The following is a 23,864-nucleotide window of genomic DNA, read 5'->3' on the forward strand; positions in this document are numbered from 1 at the left end:
CTTAGTTTTCGACTTTTCGCGCAAAAAACCTGCTAAAAAAAAATCCGGCATATCCCGCCAGATTGAAACTATTAACAAAGGTTATTCCGAAAAATTCTGGGAGGTTAAATGTTTTCAAAATCGTTCAACCTCCCCTTCAAATACGAGGATTTTTTAACATATCGGCAAAATTGAGCACTAACTTGAGCTTGTCTTCTTCCATGCGGCAAATAGAACCCAGCAACAGTTGAACCTTTTTATCCATAAGCAGATTTCTTAATTCAGGGCTTAAGCCGCCAATCATCGCTTCAACTTCTTCCCTGTCCAAAATCAGATAGCAAACAGAAACCCCCAGCACCTGACTGATTTTTTCTATGGTTTTTAAAGATGCATTGACTTTACCCATTTCTATCTGACCGACTAACCCAGGCGAAATCCCGGCCCGTACTGCCAGTTCCTTCTGGGTGAGGCCTCTCATCTTCCTGGCATACTGGAGTTTCTCGGCGATAATACTATTCTTCCGTTCGTTTTCAATAAACAGGCTCACAGGAACCCCCAGGCAGGCAGCTATTTTTTTCAGGGTACCCACAGCAGGGACAGTAGTTCCGCGCTCAAGTTCGCTGAGATAAGTAAAAGACAACCCTGTTAAATTCCCAAAATCAACCAGGCTCAAACCTTTTTCTTCTCTTAATGCCCTGATACGGTCCCCTATGTTTAGTTTCCCTGTCTTAAAGTCTTCACAATCTTCTATGGTTAAGGCCTCAAAAACCCTGACCAGTTTGGACATCTGCCGGGCGGGAATCTCTTTCCCCTTTACCAGGTCGTCGGCAACCGATTCCGGCAACCGGGCTCTCCTGACAAGCTCTTCAGGAGTAATTCCCCATTTTTCCATAGATTCTAAAAGAGTTTTTACATTGGCCCTCATTTACCTTATCCCTTCCCATGCAACGTAAATTTTTCTTTTATTTTATATTATAACACTAATACATTTTGAAGCAAGAATAAAATCAATTGTTCCAAATAAGTATAAACGAAATCCGGATTAAACACAACCAATAATCACAGGGTTTTTCGGGGAAAACACAAATTCGTTGCCAGCAATTATTTGTAGGATTGTTACCCAAGGGTTTTGTCCTCGAGGTTTGTGGGACTTTTCACTACTTAGCCATTCAGTAAAACAGGCTGCCCAAAAAGGGCAGCCCCACACATAGCATTTATTTCTTTTATTTAACGCCTAATTTGGCCAAACGTTCAAGTACAGCTTGTTTCTTCTCGGAATACTCTGCATGTTTGGCCTTTTCTTTGGCAATAACATCTTCCGGCGCCTTGTCCAGGAACTTTTGGTTGTTTAGCTTTCCGTTAACCCTGGCCAGTTCCTTTTCGAGAACATCCAGTTCTTTGCGGAGACGGGCCACTTCAGCCTGGATATCAACCAGTCCCTTCAGCGGCATATAAATTTCTACGCCTTTTATAATAGCGCTCATAGCATCTTCCGGTTCCGCATCCAGTTTTTCTTGCAGGGTCAAATTAGCAATATGCGCCAGGTTCACCAGGTACGGTTTACACCGGTTTAATACCTCCATGGCCGCACCTGAACCGGCATTGATAATCACATCGGCTTTACGGGAAGGCGCTACATTCATTTCGCTCCTGATATTTCTGACAGCTTTTATTACTTCCATGGCCATTTCCATCTCGGCTTCAGCTTTCTCATCTACCTCGGCGGCATTAAATTCAGGCCACTGCTGGGTCATTATAGTTTTGCCCTCATGGGGAAGATGCTGCCAAATCTCCTCGGTTATAAAAGGCATAAAGGGATGCAGTAACCGCATAGTTCCTTCCAGAACGGACCAGAGTACATACTGCGCCGTATACCTTGCTGCCGGGCTTTCTTTGCCGTAAAGCACAGGCTTCACCAGTTCAATGTACCAGTCACAGAACTCGTTCCAAATAAATTCATATAATGACTGGGCTGCCTCTCCCAGGTTATAAGCTTCCAAAGCATCAGTAACGGTCTTAACAGTTTTGCTAAATCTGGACTTAATCCATTTATCCGCCGGCGAATAGTCTTTAGGCGGTTCCCCTGGTTTGAAGTCTTCCAGGTTCATCAATACAAAGCGGGAAGCATTCCATATTTTATTGGCAAAATTTCTGGTGTTATCCAACCGTTCAAAATGGAACCGCAAATCATTACCGGGGGTGTTGCCGGTAATCAGCATGAATCGCAAAGTGTCGGCTCCATATTTTTCTATAACCTCAATGGGGTCAACCCCGTTGCCAAGGGATTTGCTCATTTTGCGTCCCTGGGCATCGAGAACCAACCCATGGATGAATACCTCCCTGAAGGGAACTTCTTTCATAAATTCCATGGCCATAAATATCATTCTGGCTACCCAGAAGAATATAATATCCCGACCGGTTACTAATACGGAAGTTGGATAAAAGTACTCCAATTCAGGTTTCCTTTCCGGCCAGCCCAGGGTGGAAAAAGGCCATAACCCGGAACTGAACCAGGTATCCAAAACGTCCGGGTCTTGTTCCAATCTTGCACTGCCGCACTTTGGACATTTTTCCGGCGGATCCAGTTCACAGATTACTTCCCCGCAATCCTGACAGTACCAGACAGGAATCCGGTGCCCCCACCACAACTGGCGTGAAATACACCAATCCCTTATATTCTCCATCCAGTTCAGGTATATTTTCGTAAAGCGCTCGGGAATAAAACGCACCCGTTCCTCTTTAGCTGCCTGGATGGCCGGTTCAGCCAGAGGTTTCATTTTGACAAACCATTGTTTGGAAACCAGCGGTTCTATAACTGTACCGCAACGGTAACAATGGCCGACAGAATGGGTGTGGTCTTCAACTTTGACCAGGAAACCGCCCTTCTCCAGGTCCTCAACAATCCTTTTGCGGCACTCATACCGGTCCAGTCCCCGGTATATTCCTGCCTCCTCATTCATTGTTCCGTCCTTGTTCATAACGGTGATTTCGGGCAGGTTATGCCTTTTCCCCACTTCAAAATCATTGGGGTCGTGAGCAGGCGTTATCTTTACTACCCCGGTACCAAATTCAGGGTCAACGTATTCGTCAGCAATAACCGGGATTTCACGGCCAACCAGAGGCAAAATTACACTTCTGCCCACCAGGTGCTTATATCTTTCATCAGCGGGATGCACGGCGACGGCCGTATCACCCAGCATTGTTTCCGGCCTGGTCGTAGCCAGGTATACATATTCATCACTGTCTTTAACAGGGTACCTTATATGCCAGAAGTGACCCGCCTGGTCGGTATGTTCCACTTCTATATCAGATATGGTGGTACGGCAGTTGGTACACCAGTTGATGATATAGTTATCCCGATATATGAGCCCTTTTTTGTAAAGATCAACAAAAACTTTTTGTACGGCGCGGGAGCAGCCCTCATCCATCGTAAACCTTTCCCGCTCCCAGTCACAGGATGAGCCAAGACTTCTTAACTGGGTGGCTATCCGGTTGTGATAAAACTCCTTCCATTGCCATACCCGCTCCAAAAATTTATCCCTGCCCAGGTCGTATTTGGAGAGGCCCTCCTTGGCCAGTTGTTCTTCCACCTTGGCCTGGGTAGCTATCCCGGCATGGTCGGTCCCGGGCAGCCAAAGGGCATTATATCCCTGCATACGGCGCCACCTGGTCAGAATATCCTGCAGGGTATTATCTATAGCATGTCCCATATGCAACGCCCCGGTTACATTGGGCGGAGGCATAACAATGGCGAAAGGCTTCTTTTCAGGATTTACTTCCGCATGAAAAAAGCCATTATCCTCCCAAAATTTATACCACTTTTTTTCAACTTCCCCAGGGTTGTAAGTAGTGGGCAAGTTCTTTTCCGCGCTCATGCTTCATCCTCCTTAAGTATAAAATGGCTTATCACCGTCCGTTAAACAAAAAAACTTTTCATCCGTTTAAGGACGAAAAGCTCATTTCCGCGGTACCACCTTACTTCACAAGCGTTGTAGCGCCTGGAACTCTTTGGCTGTAACGGGCTGACCCGGTAAAGCTTACATAAGGGAGGGTTAATCCTTCCTCTTCAGCCTTACAGCTCCAGGGCGACGTTCAAAAGCCTTTTTCCCGGGGGCCTTTCAGCCAAGGGCACCCCTCTCTTTGGAGAAAGTACCTTTTACTCTTCCCTGTCATTGCCTGCAATATCCATTAACGTATATATATTATACTAATTATTGGCTCGATGTCAACCCGGACGGCTTAATAATGGGCCTTGAGAACAAGGGCTATAAATAAGCTGTAGAATAACCCTCCTACCAGAAGTGTATATGCCCGCAGACGTTTCTTTGTTACAAGGTAAATAAGGATAATTCCGGCTGAAGCCAGGGCGATCACTGCAGACATAAAAGCTGCCGGTGTCAGGGCCCACGGGGTCAGTGCAATCCCGATAGCCGGTATTATGGAACTCTGAAAAACCATAGCCCCGGTTATATTGCCCAGGGCCAAGGTATCTTTACCCCTGCTGACCCAGATAATACTATTAAATTTTTCCGGCAGTTCAGTGGCTATAGGGGTTACAATTACCGAAAGCACAAAAGGCGCAATACCCAAAGTCACAGCAACTTTTTCCATATTATGCACAAACACCTCGGCCCCACCCAAAATTCCGGCAATGGCCAGCCCCAACTGCAGCAACACTATGCGCAGACGGGGATACGAGCGGTTTTTGGCCAGTATTAAGGGAGCGATACTGGTTTCCCCCAGTTGGTCGCCATCTTTTATAGTGCGTATGACATAAACGCAATAAGCCAGGATTAAAACCAAAGCTATTATCTTTTTGAAAGTATGCCTGGTCAACAGCGAAGCCACAATGGCTCCTGAATATACTATAAGAAAAAAGGTCAGGTCCCTTTTCATGAGAGAATCGTCAACGAGCATAGTCGTCCGCCTTTTACCCATAAAGGCTAAAGCAAGAGCAGCGCTGCCCGTGACAAACATGGCCAGGGTACCCAGCATAAAGGGCGCGCCCAGAATGGCCCCTATACCGATTTCCTGGGCGGCAGCAGAATGGCCAAAGACTATGGCAATAATGGGAATAAGGGTTTCCGGCAGGGCAGTACCTACGGCTGCCAAAATGCTGCCGACAGCTCCCTCTGATAATTTCAGCATTTTACCCAACCATTCAACAGCGTTTGTGAACAATTCCGCGCTTAATAAAATAACCCCCAGGCTGATTAACAGTAACGCAACGTTTACCATAGACGCACCCCTTTTCCGCAGGCTATTAATAGGGTATGCTGCGGCTGCAAATGCCATGTCAGGAAAAGCCTGTAAACTCCAAAGCCGGCCACCGTCCGATAAAGCGATGACCGGCTATTGTTATCCCTTAAAAACAGCATTGCAATCTGCTACTTTAAGTTGGCTATCCTTCTGGAACCGCCCTGCCCTCTTCTTTTGATTTGACCATCTTATCCAAAATTCCCAGTAATTCTTCCCTTCCCTGTCTTGTTTCAGCAGAAAAGACTACTACCGGAGTTTCGGGGTCGGGCATCAATGATTGCCTGATTATTTTGGCATGCTGTGCCCATTTACCCCGCGTAATTTTATCGGCTTTGTTTAAAACCAATACCGTTGGAATGCGGTAGTGTTTCAGCCACTGATGCATAGTAATATCGTCACGGCTTGGCGCATGCCGGATATCAATCAACTGCACTACCGCCACCAGTTTCTCTCTGTTTTTAAGGTAGTTTTCGATCATCTTACCCCAATAACTCTTGGTTTCTTTGGATACCCTGGCAAATCCATATCCGGGTAAATCCACAAAGTACAAACTTTTATTAATCAGATAAAAGTTTAACAGTTGGGTCTTTCCCGGCCTGCTGCTGGTCTTGGCCAAACCCTTCCGGTTAGTCAGCGTGTTGATTAAAGAAGATTTGCCCACGTTGGACCGTCCGGCAAAAGCAATTTCGGGATACCCTTCAACAGGGTACTGTTTCGGTCCCGGGGCGCTGATAATGAATTCAGCGGCAGTAATGTTCAAATTTAGCCCTCCTGAAGCGCTCTTGCTAAAACCTCATCCATGTGTTCCACCAGGACAAATTCCATTTTAGATTTCACCTTTTGCGGTATTTCCTCTAGGTCTTTTTTATTGTCTTTGGGCAGAATGACAACCTTAATCCCGGCCCGGTGAGCGGCCAGCACTTTTTCTTTTATGCCTCCTACAGGTAAAACCCGGCCCCGTAAAGTTATCTCGCCCGTCATGGCCACTTCGCGTCTGGTCTTCCTCTGCGTCAAAGCCGATGCCAGAGCTGTGGCCATGGTGATACCCGCAGAGGGGCCATCCTTGGGAATAGCGCCTTCCGGCACGTGGATATGGGTGTCGTATTTATCGTAAAAATCCGGGTCTATTTTCAATTCCGAGGCCTTAGACCGAATATAACTGAATGCCGCCTGGGCCGATTCCTTCATCACATCGCCCAGTTTACCCGTCAGGGTGAGCTTACCGGTTCCCTTCATTACGGTTACTTCTACAGCCAGGACATCGCCGCCTGTTTCGGTCCAGGCCAGGCCAGTGGCAATACCCACTTCATCTTCCTTTTCAGCCACGCCAAACCTGTAACTGGGGATGCCCAAAAACTGTTCCAGATTCTGTATGGAAACCTTAACCCGCTTTTGGTTTTTTTGCACAATCTGGCGGGCTGCTTTGCGGCAGATAGCGGCTATTTCCCGTTCCAGGTTACGCACACCGGCTTCCCTGGTGTATTCGCGGATAATTTTCCGGATTACATTTTCTGACATTTGCAGTTGCCCGGCTTTTAACCCATGTTCTTTCAACTGCTTCGGAATTAAGTGGCGCTGAGCAATTTGTACCTTTTCTTCTTCTGTATACCCGGAAATATATATAACTTCCATCCTGTCCAGAAGCGGCCTCGGCACAGGATGCAGGGCATTTGCCGTAGTTATAAACATGACATCGGACAAGTCAAAGGGACTTTCTATATAATGGTCGCTGAAAGAGTTGTTTTGCTCAGGGTCAAGGACTTCCAACAGAGCCGCCGAGGGGTCTCCCCTGAAATCCATACTCATTTTGTCTATTTCATCGAGCAGGAACACTGGATTCCGTGAACCTGCCTGCTTAATGCCCTGAATAATACGGCCCGGCATAGCCCCTACGTAAGTCCTACGATGTCCTCTGATTTCCGCTTCATCACGCACCCCCCCGAGGGACATCCGGACGAAATTTCGTTCCAGAGCCCTGGCAATGGATTTGGCCAGCGAAGTCTTCCCTACACCGGGCGGCCCTACAAAACATAAAATTGGGCCCTTCAGCTTTTTGGCCAGTTTTCTGATGGCTAAATATTCCAGGATACGTTCTTTGACCTTGTCCAAACCATAATGGTCTTCATTTAAGACCTTCTCAGCCTGGTTAATATCAAGCCGGTCCCTGGTTGTCTTCCGCCACGGCAGGGCCAACAACCAATCCAGGTAAGTTCTGATCACTCCTGACTCAGCGGCCATCGGAGGCATTTTATCAAGCCTCTCCACTTCCTTCAGGGCTTTTTCCTCGACTTCCTTCGGCATCCTGGCTTTTTTGATCTTGGCCCTGTATTCTTCTGTTTCGGCTGTTTTCTCATCCTTTTCGCCCAGTTCTTTCTGGATAGCCTTTAACTGTTCCCGGAGATAGTATTCCTTTTGGGTCTTTTCCATCTGCTTGCGGACCCGGAGATTTATCTTTCTTTCCAACTCCAGGATTTCCATCTCCTTGGCCAGTATTTCACAGAGGATCTCCAGTCTCTTCTTGGCTTCTATTGCCTCCAGCACCCTTTGTTTGTCTTCAGTTTTCAGAGCCAGATGAGATACGATAATATCCGCCAGACGACCCGGATCCTCCAGGTTAACCACCGTAATAACAGTCTCCGGCGGTATGCGCTTGCTCATTTTCACATATTGCTCAAACTGGTTGACAAGGCTTCGCATCAATGCTTCTATTTCCGGGGTAACCTCGTGCTGTTCAGCATACTCTTCTATCTCAACCTTAAAATAAGGTTCATGTTCGAGGAATTTAACGACTTTAGCGCGCGCCAAGCCCTCAACAAGAATTCTTATAGTGCCCCCAGGCAGTTTCAATAATTGCTTTACTTCGGCCACAGTACCGGTGTGGTAAATGTCATTTTCTCCCGGTTCATCAGTATGGGCTTCCTTTTGGGTAGCAAGAAAAATAATTCTGTCCTGAACCATGGTTTCCTCGATTGCTTTCACGGACTTTTCCCGGCCAACATCCAAATGTATTACCATATAGGGAAATACCAAAATCCCGCGCAAAGGCAAAAGTGGTAATGTTTTTGTAACCTTCGCTGCATCCGATTGGTCGGTCATAACGGTTCCTCCTTATTGTTCAATACCTGCCTTAATATTATATACTCTCTGGAAAAGCCCTGCAAGTCGTCCGGCTTCAGGGAAACCATCAACCAATAGGAAACCCCGTAACAAAACGGGGCTTCTTAAACAGATAAAGCAGATAACACATCTACCTGGTGATAACTTTCAGGAGCAGACTTGGCGGAAAAAAGGGCTCTGCTAACTATTTCCTGTAAATTTTCTACCCCAATTACCTCTATTCCTTCCATTTCCCTGAAAATCGCCTGGTAGTTATCTTTAGGAATAAATACCGTTGTAGCTCCGGCCTGTTTAGCCGCTTCAACCTTTGCCACTATGCCGCCAACCGGTTTTACTTTCCCCTGGATAGACAGTTCGCCTGTCATCGCCACCTTGTTGTCTACCGGAATGCCTTTAATGGCAGACAAAATGGCTGTAGCTATGGTGACTCCGGCGGAAGGCCCGTCTATAGGGATCCCACCGGGGAAATTCACGTGAATGTCATACTTATTGGGTTCAATTTTAAAAGTATGCCTTAAAACAGTCAGCACATTTTCCACGGAACCCTTGGCCATACTTTTGCGTTTCATCACCTTGGAACCGTTGCCAATCTCTTCTTCTTCCACCATTCCTGTAACAGTCACTTTACCGCGGCCCGCCCCAACTTCAATTGCGCTAACTTCCACCTCAACCAGCATACCCATATTGGGGCCGTAAACAGCTAAACCGTTAACAACACCCACCTGGGGCAGCAAAGGTACTTTTTTCTCAGGCCGGGGCGAATATTGACCACTGTTCACCACCCATTCAATGTCACTAACCTTTATTAACTGCCTGTTGTCAGTCATAGCTATACCGGCGGCAATCTGGACAATATTTACCGCTTCCCGGCCGTTATTGGCATACTTCTTGACCACATCCAGGGCGCCCGGTTCTGCCTCAAAGCCTATTTTCCTGCGCGCATTTTCAGCAATTATGCCAATTTCATCAGGCAGTAGCGCGCGAAAAAACACCTCCAGGCACCGGGACCGGATGGCCGACGGTATCTCGTGCGGCATCCTGGTTGTAGCTCCCACCAGTCGGAAATCAGCCGGTAAACCATTTTGGAAAATATCATGGATATGTACCGGTACGTTCCGGTCTTCTGAGCTGTAATAGGCGCTTTCCAGTATCACTTTCCTGTCTTCTAACACCTTGAGCAACTTATTCATCTGCACGGGGTGCAATTCGCCTATTTCATCAATAAACAGCATACCCCCATGGGCTTTTGTTACAGCGCCCGGTTTGGGCTGCGGTATGCCTGCCTGACCCATAGGCCCGGCCCCCTGGTAAATAGGATCATGCACAGAACCAATTAACGGGTCCGCTATCCCGCGCTCGTCAAACCTGGCCGTAGTAGCGTCAATTTCCACGAACTTGGCATCTTCCTTGAATGGAGAAGCCGGGTTTTTTTTGGCTTCCTCCAGCACCAACCGGGCAGCCGCTGTTTTGCCGACCCCGGGAGGTCCATAAATAATTACATGCTGTGGGTTGGGTCCGCATAAAGCTGCTTTTAGGGCCTTGATGCCTTCCTGCTGGCCTACTATTTCATTAAAAGTGCTCGGTCGGGTTTTCTCTGATAAAGGTTCCGTTAAAGAAATGCGGCGCATTTTCATCAGTTTTTCCATTTCTTTTTTTGATTCTTTCTCAACGGCATGTTTGTTACCCTGTTGGGCCCTTAACAAATTCCAAAAATACAGGCCAATCACAACAGCAAAAAAGATTTGGACAAAGCTCAAAAATCCTCCCAAACCGTTTAAAAAATCCACAATAAAAGCCCCCTCGAAACAATATGTATCATTGACAATTAATAGTATTGCCAGTGTCTTCCCCTTTTATCCTGCCCCCGCCCGGTACCTCCAACACTGTATCAATCGTTGCTCTGTAGCTGCGGTTTGCCGCTGTAGAGGCGAAACAACCGTTGCTCTATAGAAGGCCGCTACACCGGTGAAACAACCGTTGCTCCGAGGCTGCGCCTTCCCAGCTAAGGAGGGGTGGGTAGGGTTCTCCGCTACCAGGGAGCTTGGTGCTGCGAAACCGCAGACAGGCAGGCAGTGTTCCCGAACTCGATGGCTCATAATGATATCCTTAATAGTTAGGCCGCCTCCCGTCCAGGACACTCAACATGAGTTGAGTGCCGGACTTCCCGGCGGCCTTCGCCATCTTCAAACATTCGCGAACCCCCTGCCTGCCCGGCTGCGGTTTCGCGGGCGCAGTCGCTCCCAAACGGTAGCCGGAGAACCCTGCCCACCCCTCCCTTTTGCCGGTAGGCGCTGTTCGGCGAAACAACCGTCGCTTTAAGAAAAACAGTAGATACCGCTATGGAGGTAAAACAACAAGTTGCGACCTGGTGGAGGGCAGGTAGACAGTGTTAACGACAGTGAAGGCTTAAAATCGCTGTTTCCGGTACGGACGCCGGAAACCCGGCCATGAGTCACGGATGACGATTTGGCCGGGTTCAGCGATTTCAACCGTACAGAGTTTACACTGTCTCCACCCGTAACCTTGGAGCAACGGTTGTTTACCTCCATAGCGGTTACAGCAACTCACGGCTGTGGTTTGGCAGCATAAAGCTCCGTGGTAGCGGAGAGCCTACCCATCCCCCAAACAAAAAAGCCACCGGATTCGGTGGCTTTAGTACTAAGCAGTAACTTCTTTTTTCTTTTTTCTATCTACCGTCACGAGAATGGGCGGTTCTTTTTTCAACACAACTTCTTTGGTTATAGTACATTTAGCAATATCATCTCTGGACGGTATGTCATACATAACTTCAAGCATAATATCCTCGATGATGGCCCTGAGCCCCCGCGCGCCCGTATTTCTCTTCATAGCCTCCTGGGCAATTGTCCGGAGGGCATCATCCGTAAATTCCAGCGCGATATTATCCAGTTCAAAGAGTTTCTGATACTGTTTAATCAGCGCATTTCTTGGTTCGGTAAGTATTCTTACCAGAGCGTTTTCATCCAAAGCTTCCAGAGTAACAATTACCGGTAACCGGCCTACAAACTCGGGAATCAAACCAAATTTCAACAAGTCTTCCGGTAATATGTGTTTTAAAATGTCACCGACGTTCTTTTCCTTTTGGCTCTTTATTTCGGCCCCAAAACCAAGGGTCTTTTTGCCAATCCTGTTTTGGATAATCTTTTCTATACCATCGAAGGCGCCGCCACAGATAAACAGGATATTGGTGGTATCCAACTGGATGAATTCCTGATGTGGGTGCTTACGTCCCCCCTGCGGCGGAACGCTTGCCACAGTGCCTTCAAGAATTTTTAGCAGAGCCTGCTGCACACCTTCACCCGAAACATCCCTGGTAATGGAGGGGTTTTCAGACTTGCGGGCAATTTTATCTATCTCGTCAATATAGACGATACCCTTTTCAGCTTTTTCCACATCATAATCCGCTGCCTGAATCAGCTTAAGCAGGATATTTTCTACGTCCTCGCCCACATAGCCTGCCTCGGTAAGGGAAGTGGCATCGGCTATGGCGAAAGGCACGTTCAGCAATCGGGCCAAAGTTTGCGCTAATAATGTTTTACCACTGCCCGTAGGGCCAAGCATGACAATATTGCTCTTCTGGAGCTCGACATCATCGATTTTATTACCCATATTTATTCTCTTGTAGTGGTTGTAAACAGCCACTGCCAACGCCTTTTTGGCAGGTTCCTGACCTATAACGTACTGGTCAAGAATTTCTTTGATTTCCCTGGGCTTGGGAAGTTCACCAATCTCTACGCCGATATCTTCGTTTAGTTCCTCTTCGATAATCTCGTTACACAGTTCAATACATTCATCGCAGATATAAACTCCCGGCCCGGCCACCAGTTTTTTAACCTGGTCCTGTAACTTGCCGCAAAAAGAGCATTTTAGTTGCCCTTTATCATCACTGAACTTATACATAAGATTTCACCTCTTGTTCCTTACTTCCTGACCGAGATCACCTCGTCGACAATGCCGTATTTCCGGGCCTCTTCCGCAGACATAAAGAAATCTCTTTCCGTATCTCTGGCAATTACTTCCACAGGTTGGCCCGTATGCTTCGCCAGGAGTTCATTTAAAACAGATTTCATACGCAGAATTTCCTTGGCATGGATATCAATATCCGTCGCCTGTCCCTGAACACCGCCCAGCGGCTGGTGGATCATAATCCTGGTATAGGGCAAGGCATATCTTTTCCCTTTCGTCCCGGCAGCCAATAAGAAGGAACCCATACTGGCAGCCTGACCCATACAAATAGTTGAAACGTCCGGCTTAATATACTGCATGGTATCGTAGATAGCCATACCTGCTGTAACTACTCCACCGGGGGAGTTGATGTAAATATGAATGTCCTTATCAGGATCTTCTGCTTCCAGGAATAACATCTGGGCGATTACCAGATTGGCAACCATATCATCTATTGGCCCACCGATAAAAATTATACGGTCTTTTAACAACCGGGAATAAATATCGTAAGCCCGTTCACCACGGTTGGTTTGCTCTACTACTATAGGAACTAAATTCATATATAGGACACCTCACTTTAATTATACACTTGTTAATAATTTTATGCAAAAATTCTCTTTGCCCTTAAATATTTTATTTAATCGTTGCATGGTCCACCAAAAACTGGACAGTTTTATTGATGGCAATTGACTGTTTAAGCGCTTCCATATTTCCCTGGTTTTCAATAAAGGTTCTCATTAATCCTGGCTCTGCGTTATATTGAGCAGCCATTGTTTTAATTTCCTCTTCAAGGTCTTCTTCTGTTGGTTCAATATTTTCTTTTTTCGCTATTGCTTCTAAAACCAAAGTGGCTTTTACTCTATTTTCAGCATCCGGGCGATGCTGTTCCCTGAGAGCCTCCATGTTTGAATTGGTAAACTTCAGATATTCTTCCAGGCTCAATCCCTGCAAAGATAAACGTTGGGCAAGACTTTGAATCATAGAATCAATTCTCTGCTCAACCATTATATTAGGTATCTCTACTTCGGCATTTTCCACCGCTTTGGCCACCAACAGGTCCTTCATTTCATGTTCTGCTTTTTGTTCGGCAGCTTCTTTTAGTTTATTCGAAATATCCTTCTTTAATTCCTCAAGGGTTTCAAACTCGCTGACATCTTTGGCCAATTCATCGTCTATGGCTGCAAGTTGTTTCCTCTTGATTGCCTTAACCTCTACTTTGAAGACGGCATCCTTGCCAGCAAGATCAGCAGCATGGTAATTCTCAGGGAAAGTTACTTTGATTTCCCTGGTTTCGCCAACCTTCGCCCCTACCAGTTGGTCTTCGAAGCCGGGAATAAAGGTGCCGGAACCCAGCTCCAGAGAATAGTCTTTGCCGCTTCCTCCCTGAAAAGCAACGCCGTCAACAAACCCTTCGAAATCAATGACGACAGTGTCATGAAGTTGGGCCTCTCCATCTTCAACATTAATAATCTGGGCATGGCGCTGACGGAGTTTCTCCAGCTCCTGTTCAATATCTTCATCGGTGATGCTGACTTCCGGCTTTTTAACCTCGAGGCCTTTGTACTCCCCAAGCTTAACCTCCGGTTTGACTTCGACTTTTGCTTTAAAAATAAGAGGTTTTTCGTCCCCAATCTGAACAACCTCAATATTCGGTTTATCAATGGGCTCAATTTTTGTTTCTTTTACGGCGTCAAAGTATGCCTCCGGTACTATGTACTCTAATGCCTCATCATATAAATATTCCTTGCCCACTTTTCTTTCAACCAAAACTCTTGGAGCTTTGCCCTTCCTAAAGCCTGGGATAGACACCTTAGAAGCCACTTTTTTAAAGGCCTTTTCCATAGCTTGGGCGAATTTTTCCTGCTCTACTTCAATTTCGAGGTTAACGAGATTCTTCTCTATCTTCTCCATGTTTACTTTCATTTATGCTCCTCCTTAGACCTTTATTAATAATATGTAAAACAAAATTCAATAAGTGTCATTATAGTCTAGCCAGTATCTGCTAATTGTAACCGTTGGTAAAACCATCTTAACATTATTCAACAATACATTCGGGTTTCCTGCATTTTTTTAAAAAATGTTAAGATATTAAAATACCCCGGCAGGTGAAGTAAATCACTACCGAGGTCTTATCGACAACGAAAAATTTGTTGAAACCCCAAATCCTGCAGTTTATTACAAGTCAGCTTCAACCGATGTGGGTAGCTGATTTCAATTTAAACAACTCAAAATGATAAAAATAATGGAGCGGAAGACGGGATTCGAACCCGCGACCCTCGCCTTGGCAAGGCGATGCTCTACCACTGAGCCACTTCCGCATAAGTTATCGGTTATTCATAATTGAAATTTTATCCTAAAATATCAGGCTTGTCAATTTTTACAGCGCAATTTTTCGGCATAAATGAACAAAGCTTCAGCAAGTTTCAATTGGCATTAATTTAAGGTACCCAAATTTTGGTGCGGATGGAGGGACTTGAACCCCCACGGTTTCCCGCCAGATCCTAAGTCTGGTGCGTCTGCCAATTCCGCCACATCCGCACATCTTGGCCCTAACGCATAAATGATTCTAACATAGCTTTAAGGGGATGTCAAGGATACTCCGCAATTACCTTTAAGGCTTCAAATACCTTACTTCAAAATGAGACACGACTATCGGTTTTCTGTACCAAAAAACCTTCGGAAAATCACTTCCGAAGGTTCAATTTCTAAATGGTGAGCCATGCTGGACTCGAACCAGCGACACCCTGATTAAAAGTCAGGTGCTCTACCAACTGAGCTAATGGCTCATAAATGGCTGGGGCGGCTGGACTCGAACCAACGCATGCGGGAGTCAAAGTCCCGTGCCTTACCAACTTGGCTACGCCCCAACAACGAAACAATTGACAATTAAAATACCCTCAAACAAACCTCTATTAAACAATTGTCAATTGTACATTGTCAATTGTCAATTAACAACTTTGGGGTGGCTGATGGGATTCGAACCCACGAATGCAGGAGCCACAATCCTGTGTCTTGAACCGCTTGACTACAGCCACCATAAATTAACCCCAATGGCGCGCCTAGGAGGATTCGAACCTCCGGCACACGGATTAGAAGTCCGTTGCTCTATCCACTGAGCTATAGGCGCATGTAACAGAAGATAGGTTTTTGAAAATTAATGGAGCGGGTGATGGGAATCGAACCCACGCGACTAGCTTGGAAGGCTAGGGCTCTACCATTGAGCTACACCCGCATAATCTAATTGTATTTAGCTGGTCGGGATGGAGGGATTTGAACCCCCGACCCCTTGCTCCCAAGGCAAGTGCGCTACCAAGCTGCGCTACATCCCGCCGGACCTGACAATGAAAATGCATCGCTCCGTGACTTCACTGCAAATCAGCAGTGCAATGAATAGTATAACGCAAATTGTCTGAAGCGTCAACACTTTTTAAAAGGAATGTTTTTGCAATAAAAACATTTAATAACTGTTAGCTTATTCTCTCTCGGATATACTTGTCCTGTATACTGTTTTCTTATTTTAGTAATTTACATAGCTTGGTATACGCCTATTGCGTTTTATTATTATAACATATTAAAAATAAATCCTCAACAACCTATATATTTATCCGGAAATCTCTTTAATATACGGTTGCAGTCCATAATTTTTTAATTCAACTATCCCGTAAGTCCTGGTATTGCCCCGCCTGGGTTTGGCAATACTGCCGGGGTTAAATATGAAAGCGCTCCCCACGGGTAAAACTTCCGGAATATGGGTGTGGCCGTATACGATAAGGTCGTAATTACCTTTTTTGATTTTTTCAATCAAACGGTCGTTGCCGCTTTTTACATTATAGCTGTGGCCATGTGTCAACAATATCTTACGGCCCGCAACTTCGATAACCTCCTCATCAGGACCGTTGACATGCCAGTCACAGTTGCCTGCCACAGCATAAACGGGTATGGTTAATTCTTTTGCCAGGTCCAGAGCGTCTTTATAGTGGTCGCCGGCGTGCAATAACAGGTCGATTTCCCGCATCTCCTTAACAGCATCCCTGAGGAAGTCCATCCGCCCATGGCTGTCACTGACTACCCCAATCCGCATGTTTCCTTCTCAATCCTTTCCTTAAGGTCAAGCAAAATGCTTTTTGCCTTTTCCAGCGCCCTGGCCCGGTGGCTGATTCTGTTTTTTACTTCCAAATCCAACTGAGCAAAGGTTTTATCATATTCAGGCAGGTAAAACAATGGATCGTAGCCAAACCCCTTGTCCCCCGCCATCTCAAATCCAATAAAACCTTCACAGTTTCCTTCAGTAGTATAAATATCTCCCCATGGAGTAGCTATTGCAATAACACACCTGAACCTGGCCTTTCTCTGCTCCATTGGCAGGCCGTGTAAAAGGCGCAGCAGCTTGTGGTTATTTTCCGTATCGTTTTTATTCTCCCCGGCAAAACGGGCCGAATAGACTCCCGGGGCGCCGTTTAAATAGTCCACTTCCAGGCCGGAATCATCGGCCACAGCTACCAGATTAGTATATTCTGCCACTTCCCTGGCTTTTTTCACGGCATTTTCCTCAAAGGTTTGGCCGTTTTCAGCAACGTCGGGCATTTCCGGAAAATCTTGAAAAGACAGCACCTTTATCCCTTCAATACCGGCCAGCATTGCTTCTAATTCCCTAACCTTACCTTGATTCCGTGTTGCCAACACAACCTTCATAAACCTATCTCTCCTCATTTTATTTAGGCGCCAGATAAAAGGTTACTCTCCCAGGACTTCCATCTGTGCCTGTATAAGCTGTTGAATTCCCTTTCCGGCCATCTCCAGAAACTTCTCCAACTCCTCTCTGTCAAAGGGACTACCTTCCGCTGTTCCCTGTATTTCTAAAAATTTACCGCCTCTGGTCATGACCACATTCATGTCTACCTCAGCGACACTGTCTTCACTGAAAGCCAGGTCCAGTAAAATTTCCCCGTTTACTTTTCCTACGCTGACAGCCGCCATATAATCAAGCACCGGAAATTTTTCCAATACTCCCTGGTCAACCTGATGTCGCAAAGCATCTACCAATGCCACAAAAGCACCTGTGATGGAAGCTGTTCGCGTTCCTCCGTCGGCCTGGATTACATCACAATCAACGGTAACAGTACGTTCACCAAGGGCTTCCAGGTCAACCACAGCCCGGAGGGACCTACCAATTAAGCGTTGAATTTCATAAGTGCGCCCGCCTATTTTCCCTTTGGCAGCTTCCCTGGGGATGCGCGTCGCAGCCGACCGGGGCAGCATACCATATTCGGCCGTAATCCAACCTTTTCCCTCGCCCTTCATGAAAGGCGGCACTTTATCCTCTACCGTAGCGGTGCAAATCACCTTAGTATCGCCCATTTCTATGAGAACAGAACCTTCTGCATGCTTTATATAATGCCTGGTTATTTTAACGGGCCTTAACTGGTCATTAGCTCTACCGTCATTTCGTTCCATATCGGTAACCTCCCATTGTATTTTTTGTAAACCCTCAATGTTTTTATTTCATTTGTGCATTTTCTTCTTTTGTGTTTTCAATAGTAAAAACCTTACCTTCGCCCGCCAGCTCAACACGGTCGAAAACTGCCAAAGCCTCTGCCCGTATCCGCACCGGGTCATATTCAGGCCAGAAATGTGTTAAAACTAACCGGCTCGTTCCCGTTTCATTAGCAAGCTGAGCAGCCTGTCTAACGGTAAGGTGTCCTATCTCCGCATACTTTTTATCCTGTTCTAAGACACTGGCCTCAGCAACCAGCAGATTGCAACCCCTGAAAAAGTCCACCAATCCGGGAAAATATCGTGTATCCGCCGTATAGCCAAATTTCAGGTTTCCTTCCGCCGCCGTCAAGCCATAGGTCTCTAAAGCGTGTTCTGTCCGTATAAACCTGAAAACAAGGTCTTTAATGACAATACTGTTTCCCGGTTCAATTTTAAAAATTTGGAAAACATCGGCATACCGGTTCAGTTGTTGGTATATCTTTTCAGGAGTACCCGGAATATACAAAGGCAATAGACCCCGCCTGGACCCGTCCCTCGTTGCTCCCATCACCGCATGCCGGAGACAGAACAGGTCCAGGTAGTGGTCCGGATGGAAGTGAGAGATTATCACCGCATCCAAATGACGAAAATTTATGTACCTCTGTAAATTTGCAAAAACCCCGTTACCGCAGTCCAGTAAAACATTGGTATTCTCGCTCTGCAAAAGGTATCCTGAACAGGCTCCTCCCGCTTTCTGGTAAGGAGCCCAACATCCAAGCACAGTAAACTTCATGAATGCGGGCGATCCTCCTATTCCAGTAGACTTCCCCCATATACGCAGCAGCCAATAGCCCCATTATATTGGGGATACTGGGGTACAATAACCTCAACCTGCATTTCTTTTTCTACGATATTTTTTAATGCTCCGTTATGGGCTACCCCACCGGTGAAAATAATTTTATCACAGAGCAACTGGCTCAACATAGGCTTGATGCGTTTAAAAATTGTATAGTTAACTCCTGCCGCTAGGGAAGCTATACTATGCCCTTCGATTATTTTCCCGATAATTTCCGATTCACCGAAAATAGCACAGGTAGAGCTAAGGTCTATAGGATCCTCGTGATATTTGGACAATTCTTCCAGGGTTATGCCCAGGACAGCAGCCATGTTTTCCAGATAACGCCCGGAACTGGCAGCACACTTATCGTTGGTCTGAAAATCCAAAAGTCTTCCTTTCCGCACCAGGACAACCTTGCTGTCCTGCCCGCCTAAATCCAGCAAAGTAAAATCTTCCAAACCTGTCTGCCACCTGGCTCCATATACGTGGGCCTTGATTTCCGGTATATCTTGGCCACCCTGTATCTGTACAGTATTTCTGCCATATCCGGTAGAAATAATTTTCCCTGTCTCGCCAAATCCTAATCTGGCAAAATCTATAACCAGTGAATCCTGTTCCTTGCGGCCGAATTCCTTGTAAAATTCTATCGTTTCATATCTGTAGAAGTTAAAAGAATCCTCTGCCAAAGTAGCCAGTTTAACATACCGGCTGCCCAAATCAAACCCAAATATCAAGTGCATCACCTCAGTATATCAAGAAAAGCGTCAATGCGCATTTTTGTCCGGGCGTCCAACCGGACAGGCCGGTCGCCTTCCAGCGTCAACACAGGCACCTTCAGCTCCTTGCGTATAATCAGGTCCTGAATGTGGCGGTAACAAAAACTTTGGGCGTAATGAATAATGCCGTGGAGATTTCGTTTCTCAATTTCCGCCGCAATATCCTGCAAACGCCAAAAAATATTATAAGGGTAAGTATACAGGCGGTATTGTTCTACCAGATCAGAAGTAGCAAAAGGCATAGTAAACTGGCGCTGCACTTCGTTAAAAACTACCCGGGCTCCTTTTTTTTCAAGGTATTCATAAAGGTCAGTCATAATAGGCGGCACGCCGATATAGCCCAACCTGATTTCATCCCCCGCAGGCAAAGGAGTTGACTTCTCCAATACCGCTTTCACTTCCTGAGCGAACAATTCCGGATTGCCGTTAAAATCGCTACACATCACCTGGTATAAATGGTTATTAAAACCCGAGACGCTGTTTTCACGCCACGTTTTCTCATCAAGGAGCCAGACTTTCTCCCGGACCTTGTCCAGCCTCTTTTTCTGCTCAGCTACCTGCTCCCAGTCTACCCCGAAAACCTGCATCAGTTTTTCAATCTGCAATTTTAACATATCGTAATCCCGGTCATAGGGGAAAGCGAAGGGAATAATTTCTATGCCCTGTATATGTAATGTTTCCATCAGGGCATGGGTATTACTGCAGTCCCCCTGGGTAACGGCAATAACCCTTCTAATTTCCCGGTTGGCCAGAACAGTAGTATAGATACCCTTGATCCAGGCACAGATATTCCGGGGATAACCGGCCAATTCTGCTTCCTCAACCAAAGCGGCCGGGTTTTCAGCCGTTATAAAGATATTGTTTAAATCAACAGGTATACAGCCCGCTGCATAGATGACTTCCACAGGTATGGTAGTGGTAATGCCTATCTTCTCCAACATTCTTTTCCTCTTTCTGTTTAACTTGTGTCAGTCTATTTCCCTTTTAATTCTATGAGAGCAGTCTTCACCACATTAACGGAACCTGTATCAGGTAAATAACGGAATTCGATTACAGGCTTGCCCCTCGGCGCCATCGGTATTACTTCCTTTTTACGGTTTGGTGAAACAACCACCACATCTACTTGACTCAAAAATTCTTTCAGTTCACTTTCGTTTTTGGTCGTGGTGGTTTGTATTTTAAGGTGGTCAATTCCGGCCTGGCGTAATGAATTACGCACTTTTTCGGTAAAAGTTGTGGAAAGACATATAATACCAAGTTTCTTCCCTGCCGGAATACGGGCAATTTTTACAATAGTCTCCAACTGGGGATTTAAAGCTATCCCGATAACTTCTTTTGATTTATCGGCCATCAGGCTCTTGACTTCCTGCAAATGAAAGAATGTGGTAATTATCAGTTCGGTAGAAGAAAGCTTTTCATTGACATCCTTTGTCCGGGACCGGAAGTCTTCCAACAATACAGGGACAATCGATACACCATAGCCCAAATGGAGTTCCTTTGAAAAATCATCCAACTGCTCTTTATTACATTCAACAAAAGCCACTTTGACGCGACTGAGCATTTCCTTCTTTTCCATCCCCCGGTTGTAAGTAATGGCCAAAAACTCTTCTATGGTAAAACCCAGTTCAATAGCTTCTTCCAGAGCCATATCAATGATTTTTAGCAACCGTTCTTTTCGGGATTCACATTTAATTATGGCATCACTGTCCGTAACAAAGGTACCCTTCCCCTGGGTACTTACCAGTATTCCTTCAGCCTCCAGTTCCTTGTATGCGCTGCTTACAGTGTTGCGGCTGATGTTCAACTGCTCAGCCAGTTCACGTTCAGTGGGAATTTTGGTACCGGGCGGCCATTGGCCAATCTGGATAAGTCTTTTTATTTCGTCCTTTAATTTAAGGTAAACAGGAATACCTTTGGTACGGGTAACATCAATATCCATCATTTACCACTCCACCAATTGAAAATCCGGTCCGAACCACCTCTGCCAACTAGTATAACATTTTTATGCTTGTAATAACAAGGTTGATATTAGATATTGGAGGGGTGGGCAGGATTCTCCGGCTACGTTTGGGAGCGACTGCGCCCGCGAAACCGCAGCCGGGCAGGCAGGGGGTTCCCGCATGTTTGAAGATGGCGAAGGCCGCCGGGAAGTCCGGCACTCAACTCATGTTGAGTGTCCTGGACGCGAGGCGGCCTAACTATTAAGGATATCATTATGAGCCATCGAGTTCGGGAACACTGCCTGCCTGTCTGCGGTTTTGCAGCACCAAGCTCCCTGGTAGCGGAGAACCCTACCCACCCCTCCTTAGCTGGGAAGGCGTAGCCCCGGAGCAACGGCTGTTTCACCGTTACAGCGGCAACTCAAGGGTAACGGTTGTTTCACCGGTGCAGCGGCTTTCCGCGGGGCAACGGCTGTTGTGCCGGGCAGCAGTTTTGCGGAATATCAGGGCTCGGTAAAGTAGGCCACCAATCCATCGACAATGGCTCTGGCCACCTTATCCCTGAATCCGCTGTCTTTTAGCAGCGCTTCTTCCGTTTTATTGGATAAAAACGCAGACTCCACCAGTATAGATGGCATGCCCGTATTTCGCAACACTGAGAAATTGGCCGTCTTAATACCCAAATCCTTGATACCCAAGTTGGCCGCCAGTTGAGCCTGAACTTTCACAGCCAGTTTTCTCCTGGCATCTGCCTGGGCGTATAAGACAGGATCTGATTCGGGCGCGTAATAATAAGTGCTGGTTCCATTTAAACTGGCGTTTTCGGAGCTGTTGGCATGGATACTGACAAAAACATCAGCCTGCGCATTGTTGGCAATGGCAGCCCGGTCAGTAAGCGCGATAAAGGTATCCGTATCCCTGGTAATAATCGGGTTAGCGCCTAATTCCTTCAGGAGATTATAGACCCGCAAAGCAGTGTCCAGGTTATAATCCTTTTCCCGCAGACCGGTAACGCCAATTGCCCCCGGGTCATAACCGCCATGGCCGGGATCAATTACAATGGTTTTACCATTGATAGAAGGTTCCTGAATTTCTATCCTAATTGATTTCTTGTCTTCCGCGTACTTAACCTTGTAACTGAGATACCTGGCAAGGTCGACAACCAGCCTGGCTTTTAAGGGTTCTAAACTATACTGGCTTAACCTAACTCCCTGAACCCATTTGCCTGTTCCTGCAAAAGATTCCGGCAGGTCATCTTTTTTCATATTATTCAGGTCAATAACCAGGCGGTATGGTTCAGCCAACACATAGACAGTATATGTTATCGTTGCGTCAGCGTTGACAGTAACTATGTCCTGCTCGCCGACAGATTCAACGCGGACTTCCGTAAGCCGACCGGCTTCCCCCGGTATATCGCCTCCACTGTTGCCGGTACCGGGAGTATCTCCACGTGACGGAACCTGGTTTTCCACCAACACAAGGTATTTGGCTATCCAGCCTTCCTTTCCGTCAGGCAGTGTTACTTTATACCATTCTGCTGTTTCCCGGGTTATTCTGACCCTGGTACCGTTAGTTACTTTAGCTGCTACCGGGTAAGTTGTACCCGGCCCTGAACGGACATTAACAATGCCGCTCTTTACAACACCGTGTTTTTCTGTCGGGGTACCTAAATCAGCGCCCGGTGTCTCTGGCTTTGGCACTTGAGGATTTGGCTGATTCAGATTTTTTACTGTTACGTAACCGGCAGCCACCCATCCGTTCCTACCATCGGGAAGTACCACGTTGTACCATCCGGTAGTTTGCCGGAGAACCTTTAAAACCATGCCTTTTTTTACTGTAGCTATGACTTTATATGTAGTTCCGGGACCGTTTCGGACATTCAAGGAGGTGGCAGTGATAACCACACTTTTGGAAGCCACAGTAAAATTCCCGGGCAGTTTTTTACCTGGTCCGTAAAACTTATGCACATATGTCCCAATAATTTTACCGTACTTCCAGGGACCTGTAGGAAGGTCCTGAGCAAAAGCACCGGTCCCAAACATTAAAAAAGCCATAACAACCGGTACCGGTACCAATAAGCGCCAATATTTTGCGGACTTAAGCACTCTTGTCACCTCCAATTCCGTCGTCTTTTTCCGCAACTGGCCGGAAATGCCGGTATTTTCATTTTTCGACATATATGTCGAAAGTCCTCCCAGTAACCCTCCAATAAAACCAAAAAATTCATTTTTCTATCCACCGTTTCAAACAAATTGAGGGCTGCCTCACTTTTTTGAGGCAGCCCTAAGCTGTTAATAAAGTAATTCTATAAAATTCAGGGAGGTTAAATGATTCCTCCGCTCCGGGCGAAATCTCCATCGGATAACCGCTCCCGCTTACGCGGCTCGCGGACCGATGGACGATTTAAGCCCCGCTCCGGAAAACATTTAACCTCCCTTATCAACATCCCGGGGCGCCCTACATAAGTTGAGTGCCGGACTTCCCGGCGGCCTTCGCCATCTTCGAACATGCGGGTGT

18 protein-coding genes, 8 tRNA genes and 1 other annotated feature are annotated in these 23,864 nt (G+C 46.4%); all 26 genes read right to left on the reverse strand.

What is annotated here, in order from left to right:
* Window positions 1–136 precede the first annotated feature (136 nt).
* Window positions 137–904, reverse strand: a complete 768-nt coding sequence (locus tag Tfer_RS08630; protein ID WP_052218075.1) for a helix-turn-helix domain-containing protein — start codon at window positions 902–904, stop codon at window positions 137–139.
* 298 nt (window positions 905–1,202) lie between these two features.
* Window positions 1,203–3,854, reverse strand: coding sequence for a valine--tRNA ligase (locus Tfer_RS08635; protein WP_052218076.1), 2,652 nt, complete (start codon window positions 3,852–3,854; stop codon window positions 1,203–1,205).
* Window positions 3,855–3,919: 65 nt separating this feature from the next.
* Window positions 3,920–4,161: a binding site (T-box leader), on the reverse strand.
* Between the two features lie 57 nt (window positions 4,162–4,218).
* Window positions 4,219–5,217: a sodium:calcium antiporter gene (locus Tfer_RS08640; protein WP_052218077.1), complete on the reverse strand. Its 999-nt coding sequence runs from the start codon at window positions 5,215–5,217 to the stop codon at window positions 4,219–4,221.
* Between the two features lie 163 nt (window positions 5,218–5,380).
* A complete protein-coding gene (gene yihA / locus Tfer_RS08645) occupies window positions 5,381–5,998 on the reverse strand; it encodes a ribosome biogenesis GTP-binding protein YihA/YsxC (protein WP_052218078.1) in 618 nt (205 codons plus the stop codon).
* Between the two features lie 2 nt (window positions 5,999–6,000).
* Entirely contained in the window at window positions 6,001–8,334 is a 2,334-nt protein-coding gene (gene lon, locus Tfer_RS08650) for an endopeptidase La (protein ID WP_052218079.1), read from the reverse strand.
* A 125-nt stretch (window positions 8,335–8,459) separates the two neighbouring features.
* A complete protein-coding gene (gene lonB / locus Tfer_RS08655) occupies window positions 8,460–10,142 on the reverse strand; it encodes an ATP-dependent protease LonB (RefSeq protein WP_052218080.1) in 1,683 nt (560 codons plus the stop codon).
* An 871-nt stretch (window positions 10,143–11,013) separates the two neighbouring features.
* Complete coding sequence (gene clpX / locus Tfer_RS08660; protein ID WP_013121393.1) at window positions 11,014–12,273, reverse strand: ATP-dependent Clp protease ATP-binding subunit ClpX; 1,260 nt, start codon at window positions 12,271–12,273, stop codon at window positions 11,014–11,016.
* A 20-nt stretch (window positions 12,274–12,293) separates the two neighbouring features.
* A complete protein-coding gene (gene clpP / locus Tfer_RS08665; protein ID WP_013121394.1) occupies window positions 12,294–12,878 on the reverse strand; it encodes an ATP-dependent Clp endopeptidase proteolytic subunit ClpP in 585 nt (194 codons plus the stop codon).
* Window positions 12,879–12,951: 73 nt separating this feature from the next.
* The gene (tig, locus tag Tfer_RS08670) at window positions 12,952–14,241 is read right to left on the reverse strand and encodes a trigger factor (RefSeq protein ID WP_052218081.1); all 1,290 of its coding nucleotides are present in this window, start codon (window positions 14,239–14,241) and stop codon (window positions 12,952–12,954) included.
* Between the two features lie 320 nt (window positions 14,242–14,561).
* Window positions 14,562–14,636, reverse strand: a tRNA-Gly gene (locus tag Tfer_RS08675).
* A 137-nt stretch (window positions 14,637–14,773) separates the two neighbouring features.
* Window positions 14,774–14,856, reverse strand: a tRNA-Leu gene (locus tag Tfer_RS08680).
* Between the two features lie 172 nt (window positions 14,857–15,028).
* Window positions 15,029–15,104, reverse strand: a tRNA-Lys gene (locus tag Tfer_RS08685).
* A 5-nt stretch (window positions 15,105–15,109) separates the two neighbouring features.
* Window positions 15,110–15,185, reverse strand: a tRNA-Gln gene (locus Tfer_RS08690).
* A gap of 91 nt (window positions 15,186–15,276) precedes the next feature.
* Window positions 15,277–15,353, reverse strand: a tRNA-His gene (locus Tfer_RS08695).
* Window positions 15,354–15,369: 16 nt separating this feature from the next.
* Window positions 15,370–15,445, reverse strand: a tRNA-Arg gene (locus Tfer_RS08700).
* Window positions 15,446–15,476: 31 nt separating this feature from the next.
* Window positions 15,477–15,550: transfer RNA gene (locus tag Tfer_RS08705), tRNA-Gly, on the reverse strand.
* A gap of 20 nt (window positions 15,551–15,570) precedes the next feature.
* Window positions 15,571–15,647: transfer RNA gene (locus Tfer_RS08710), tRNA-Pro, on the reverse strand.
* Window positions 15,648–15,919: 272 nt separating this feature from the next.
* Entirely contained in the window at window positions 15,920–16,399 is a 480-nt protein-coding gene (locus Tfer_RS08715) for a metallophosphoesterase family protein (protein WP_013121396.1), read from the reverse strand.
* Window positions 16,384–17,010 (reverse strand): XTP/dITP diphosphatase, encoded by a 627-nt coding sequence (locus Tfer_RS08720; protein ID WP_052218082.1) that lies wholly within the window; start codon window positions 17,008–17,010, stop codon window positions 16,384–16,386. Before Tfer_RS08720 ends, Tfer_RS08715 begins: the two co-directional genes overlap by 16 nt.
* 42 nt (window positions 17,011–17,052) lie before the next feature.
* Entirely contained in the window at window positions 17,053–17,772 is a 720-nt protein-coding gene (gene rph / locus Tfer_RS08725) for a ribonuclease PH (RefSeq protein WP_052218083.1), read from the reverse strand.
* A gap of 43 nt (window positions 17,773–17,815) precedes the next feature.
* A complete protein-coding gene (locus Tfer_RS08730; protein WP_052218084.1) occupies window positions 17,816–18,586 on the reverse strand; it encodes an MBL fold metallo-hydrolase in 771 nt (256 codons plus the stop codon).
* 17 nt (window positions 18,587–18,603) lie between these two features.
* Complete coding sequence (locus Tfer_RS08735; protein WP_152909014.1) at window positions 18,604–19,365, reverse strand: acyl-CoA dehydratase activase; 762 nt, start codon at window positions 19,363–19,365, stop codon at window positions 18,604–18,606.
* Window positions 19,366–19,370: 5 nt separating this feature from the next.
* On the reverse strand, window positions 19,371–20,345 hold the full coding sequence (locus Tfer_RS08740) for a 2-hydroxyacyl-CoA dehydratase family protein (RefSeq protein ID WP_052218094.1): 975 nt from the start codon (window positions 20,343–20,345) through the stop codon (window positions 19,371–19,373).
* A gap of 35 nt (window positions 20,346–20,380) precedes the next feature.
* Entirely contained in the window at window positions 20,381–21,349 is a 969-nt protein-coding gene (locus Tfer_RS08745; RefSeq protein WP_052218086.1) for a GntR family transcriptional regulator, read from the reverse strand.
* A 501-nt stretch (window positions 21,350–21,850) separates the two neighbouring features.
* Window positions 21,851–23,524: an N-acetylmuramoyl-L-alanine amidase gene (locus Tfer_RS08750; protein ID WP_052218087.1), complete on the reverse strand. Its 1,674-nt coding sequence runs from the start codon at window positions 23,522–23,524 to the stop codon at window positions 21,851–21,853.
* Between the two features lie 146 nt (window positions 23,525–23,670).
* Window positions 23,671–23,864: hypothetical protein (locus Tfer_RS16020; protein WP_242843571.1), on the reverse strand; the 194-nt coding region annotated here is incomplete at its 5' end.

This window comes from Thermincola ferriacetica, from assembly GCF_001263415.1.
Classification (GTDB): Bacteria; Bacillota; Thermincolia; order Thermincolales; family Thermincolaceae; genus Thermincola; species Thermincola ferriacetica.

Excerpts from the sequence above, each read along its gene's own strand:
- Tfer_RS08720 (WP_052218082.1), bottom strand. The coding sequence starts at position 17,010 with ATGAAGGTTGTGTTGGCAACACGGAATCAAGGTAAGGTTAGGGAATTA.
- Tfer_RS08640 (WP_052218077.1), bottom strand. The coding sequence starts at position 5,217 with ATGGTAAACGTTGCGTTACTGTTAATCAGCCTGGGGGTTATTTTATTA.
- tig (WP_052218081.1), bottom strand. The coding sequence starts at position 14,241 with ATGAAAGTAAACATGGAGAAGATAGAGAAGAATCTCGTTAACCTCGAA.
- Tfer_RS08635 (WP_052218076.1), bottom strand. The coding sequence starts at position 3,854 with ATGAGCGCGGAAAAGAACTTGCCCACTACTTACAACCCTGGGGAAGTT.
- Tfer_RS08730 (WP_052218084.1), bottom strand. The coding sequence starts at position 18,586 with ATGAAGTTTACTGTGCTTGGATGTTGGGCTCCTTACCAGAAAGCGGGA.
- Tfer_RS08750 (WP_052218087.1), bottom strand. The coding sequence starts at position 23,524 with ATGTCGAAAAATGAAAATACCGGCATTTCCGGCCAGTTGCGGAAAAAG.
- lon (WP_052218079.1), bottom strand. The coding sequence starts at position 8,334 with ATGACCGACCAATCGGATGCAGCGAAGGTTACAAAAACATTACCACTT.
- rph (WP_052218083.1), bottom strand. The coding sequence starts at position 17,772 with ATGGAACGAAATGACGGTAGAGCTAATGACCAGTTAAGGCCCGTTAAA.
- Tfer_RS08630 (WP_052218075.1), bottom strand. The coding sequence starts at position 904 with ATGAGGGCCAATGTAAAAACTCTTTTAGAATCTATGGAAAAATGGGGA.
- clpX (WP_013121393.1), bottom strand. The coding sequence starts at position 12,273 with ATGTATAAGTTCAGTGATGATAAAGGGCAACTAAAATGCTCTTTTTGC.
- Tfer_RS08745 (WP_052218086.1), bottom strand. The coding sequence starts at position 21,349 with ATGATGGATATTGATGTTACCCGTACCAAAGGTATTCCTGTTTACCTT.
- clpP (WP_013121394.1), bottom strand. The coding sequence starts at position 12,878 with ATGAATTTAGTTCCTATAGTAGTAGAGCAAACCAACCGTGGTGAACGG.
- Tfer_RS08715 (WP_013121396.1), bottom strand. The coding sequence starts at position 16,399 with ATGCGGATTGGGGTAGTCAGTGACAGCCATGGGCGGATGGACTTCCTC.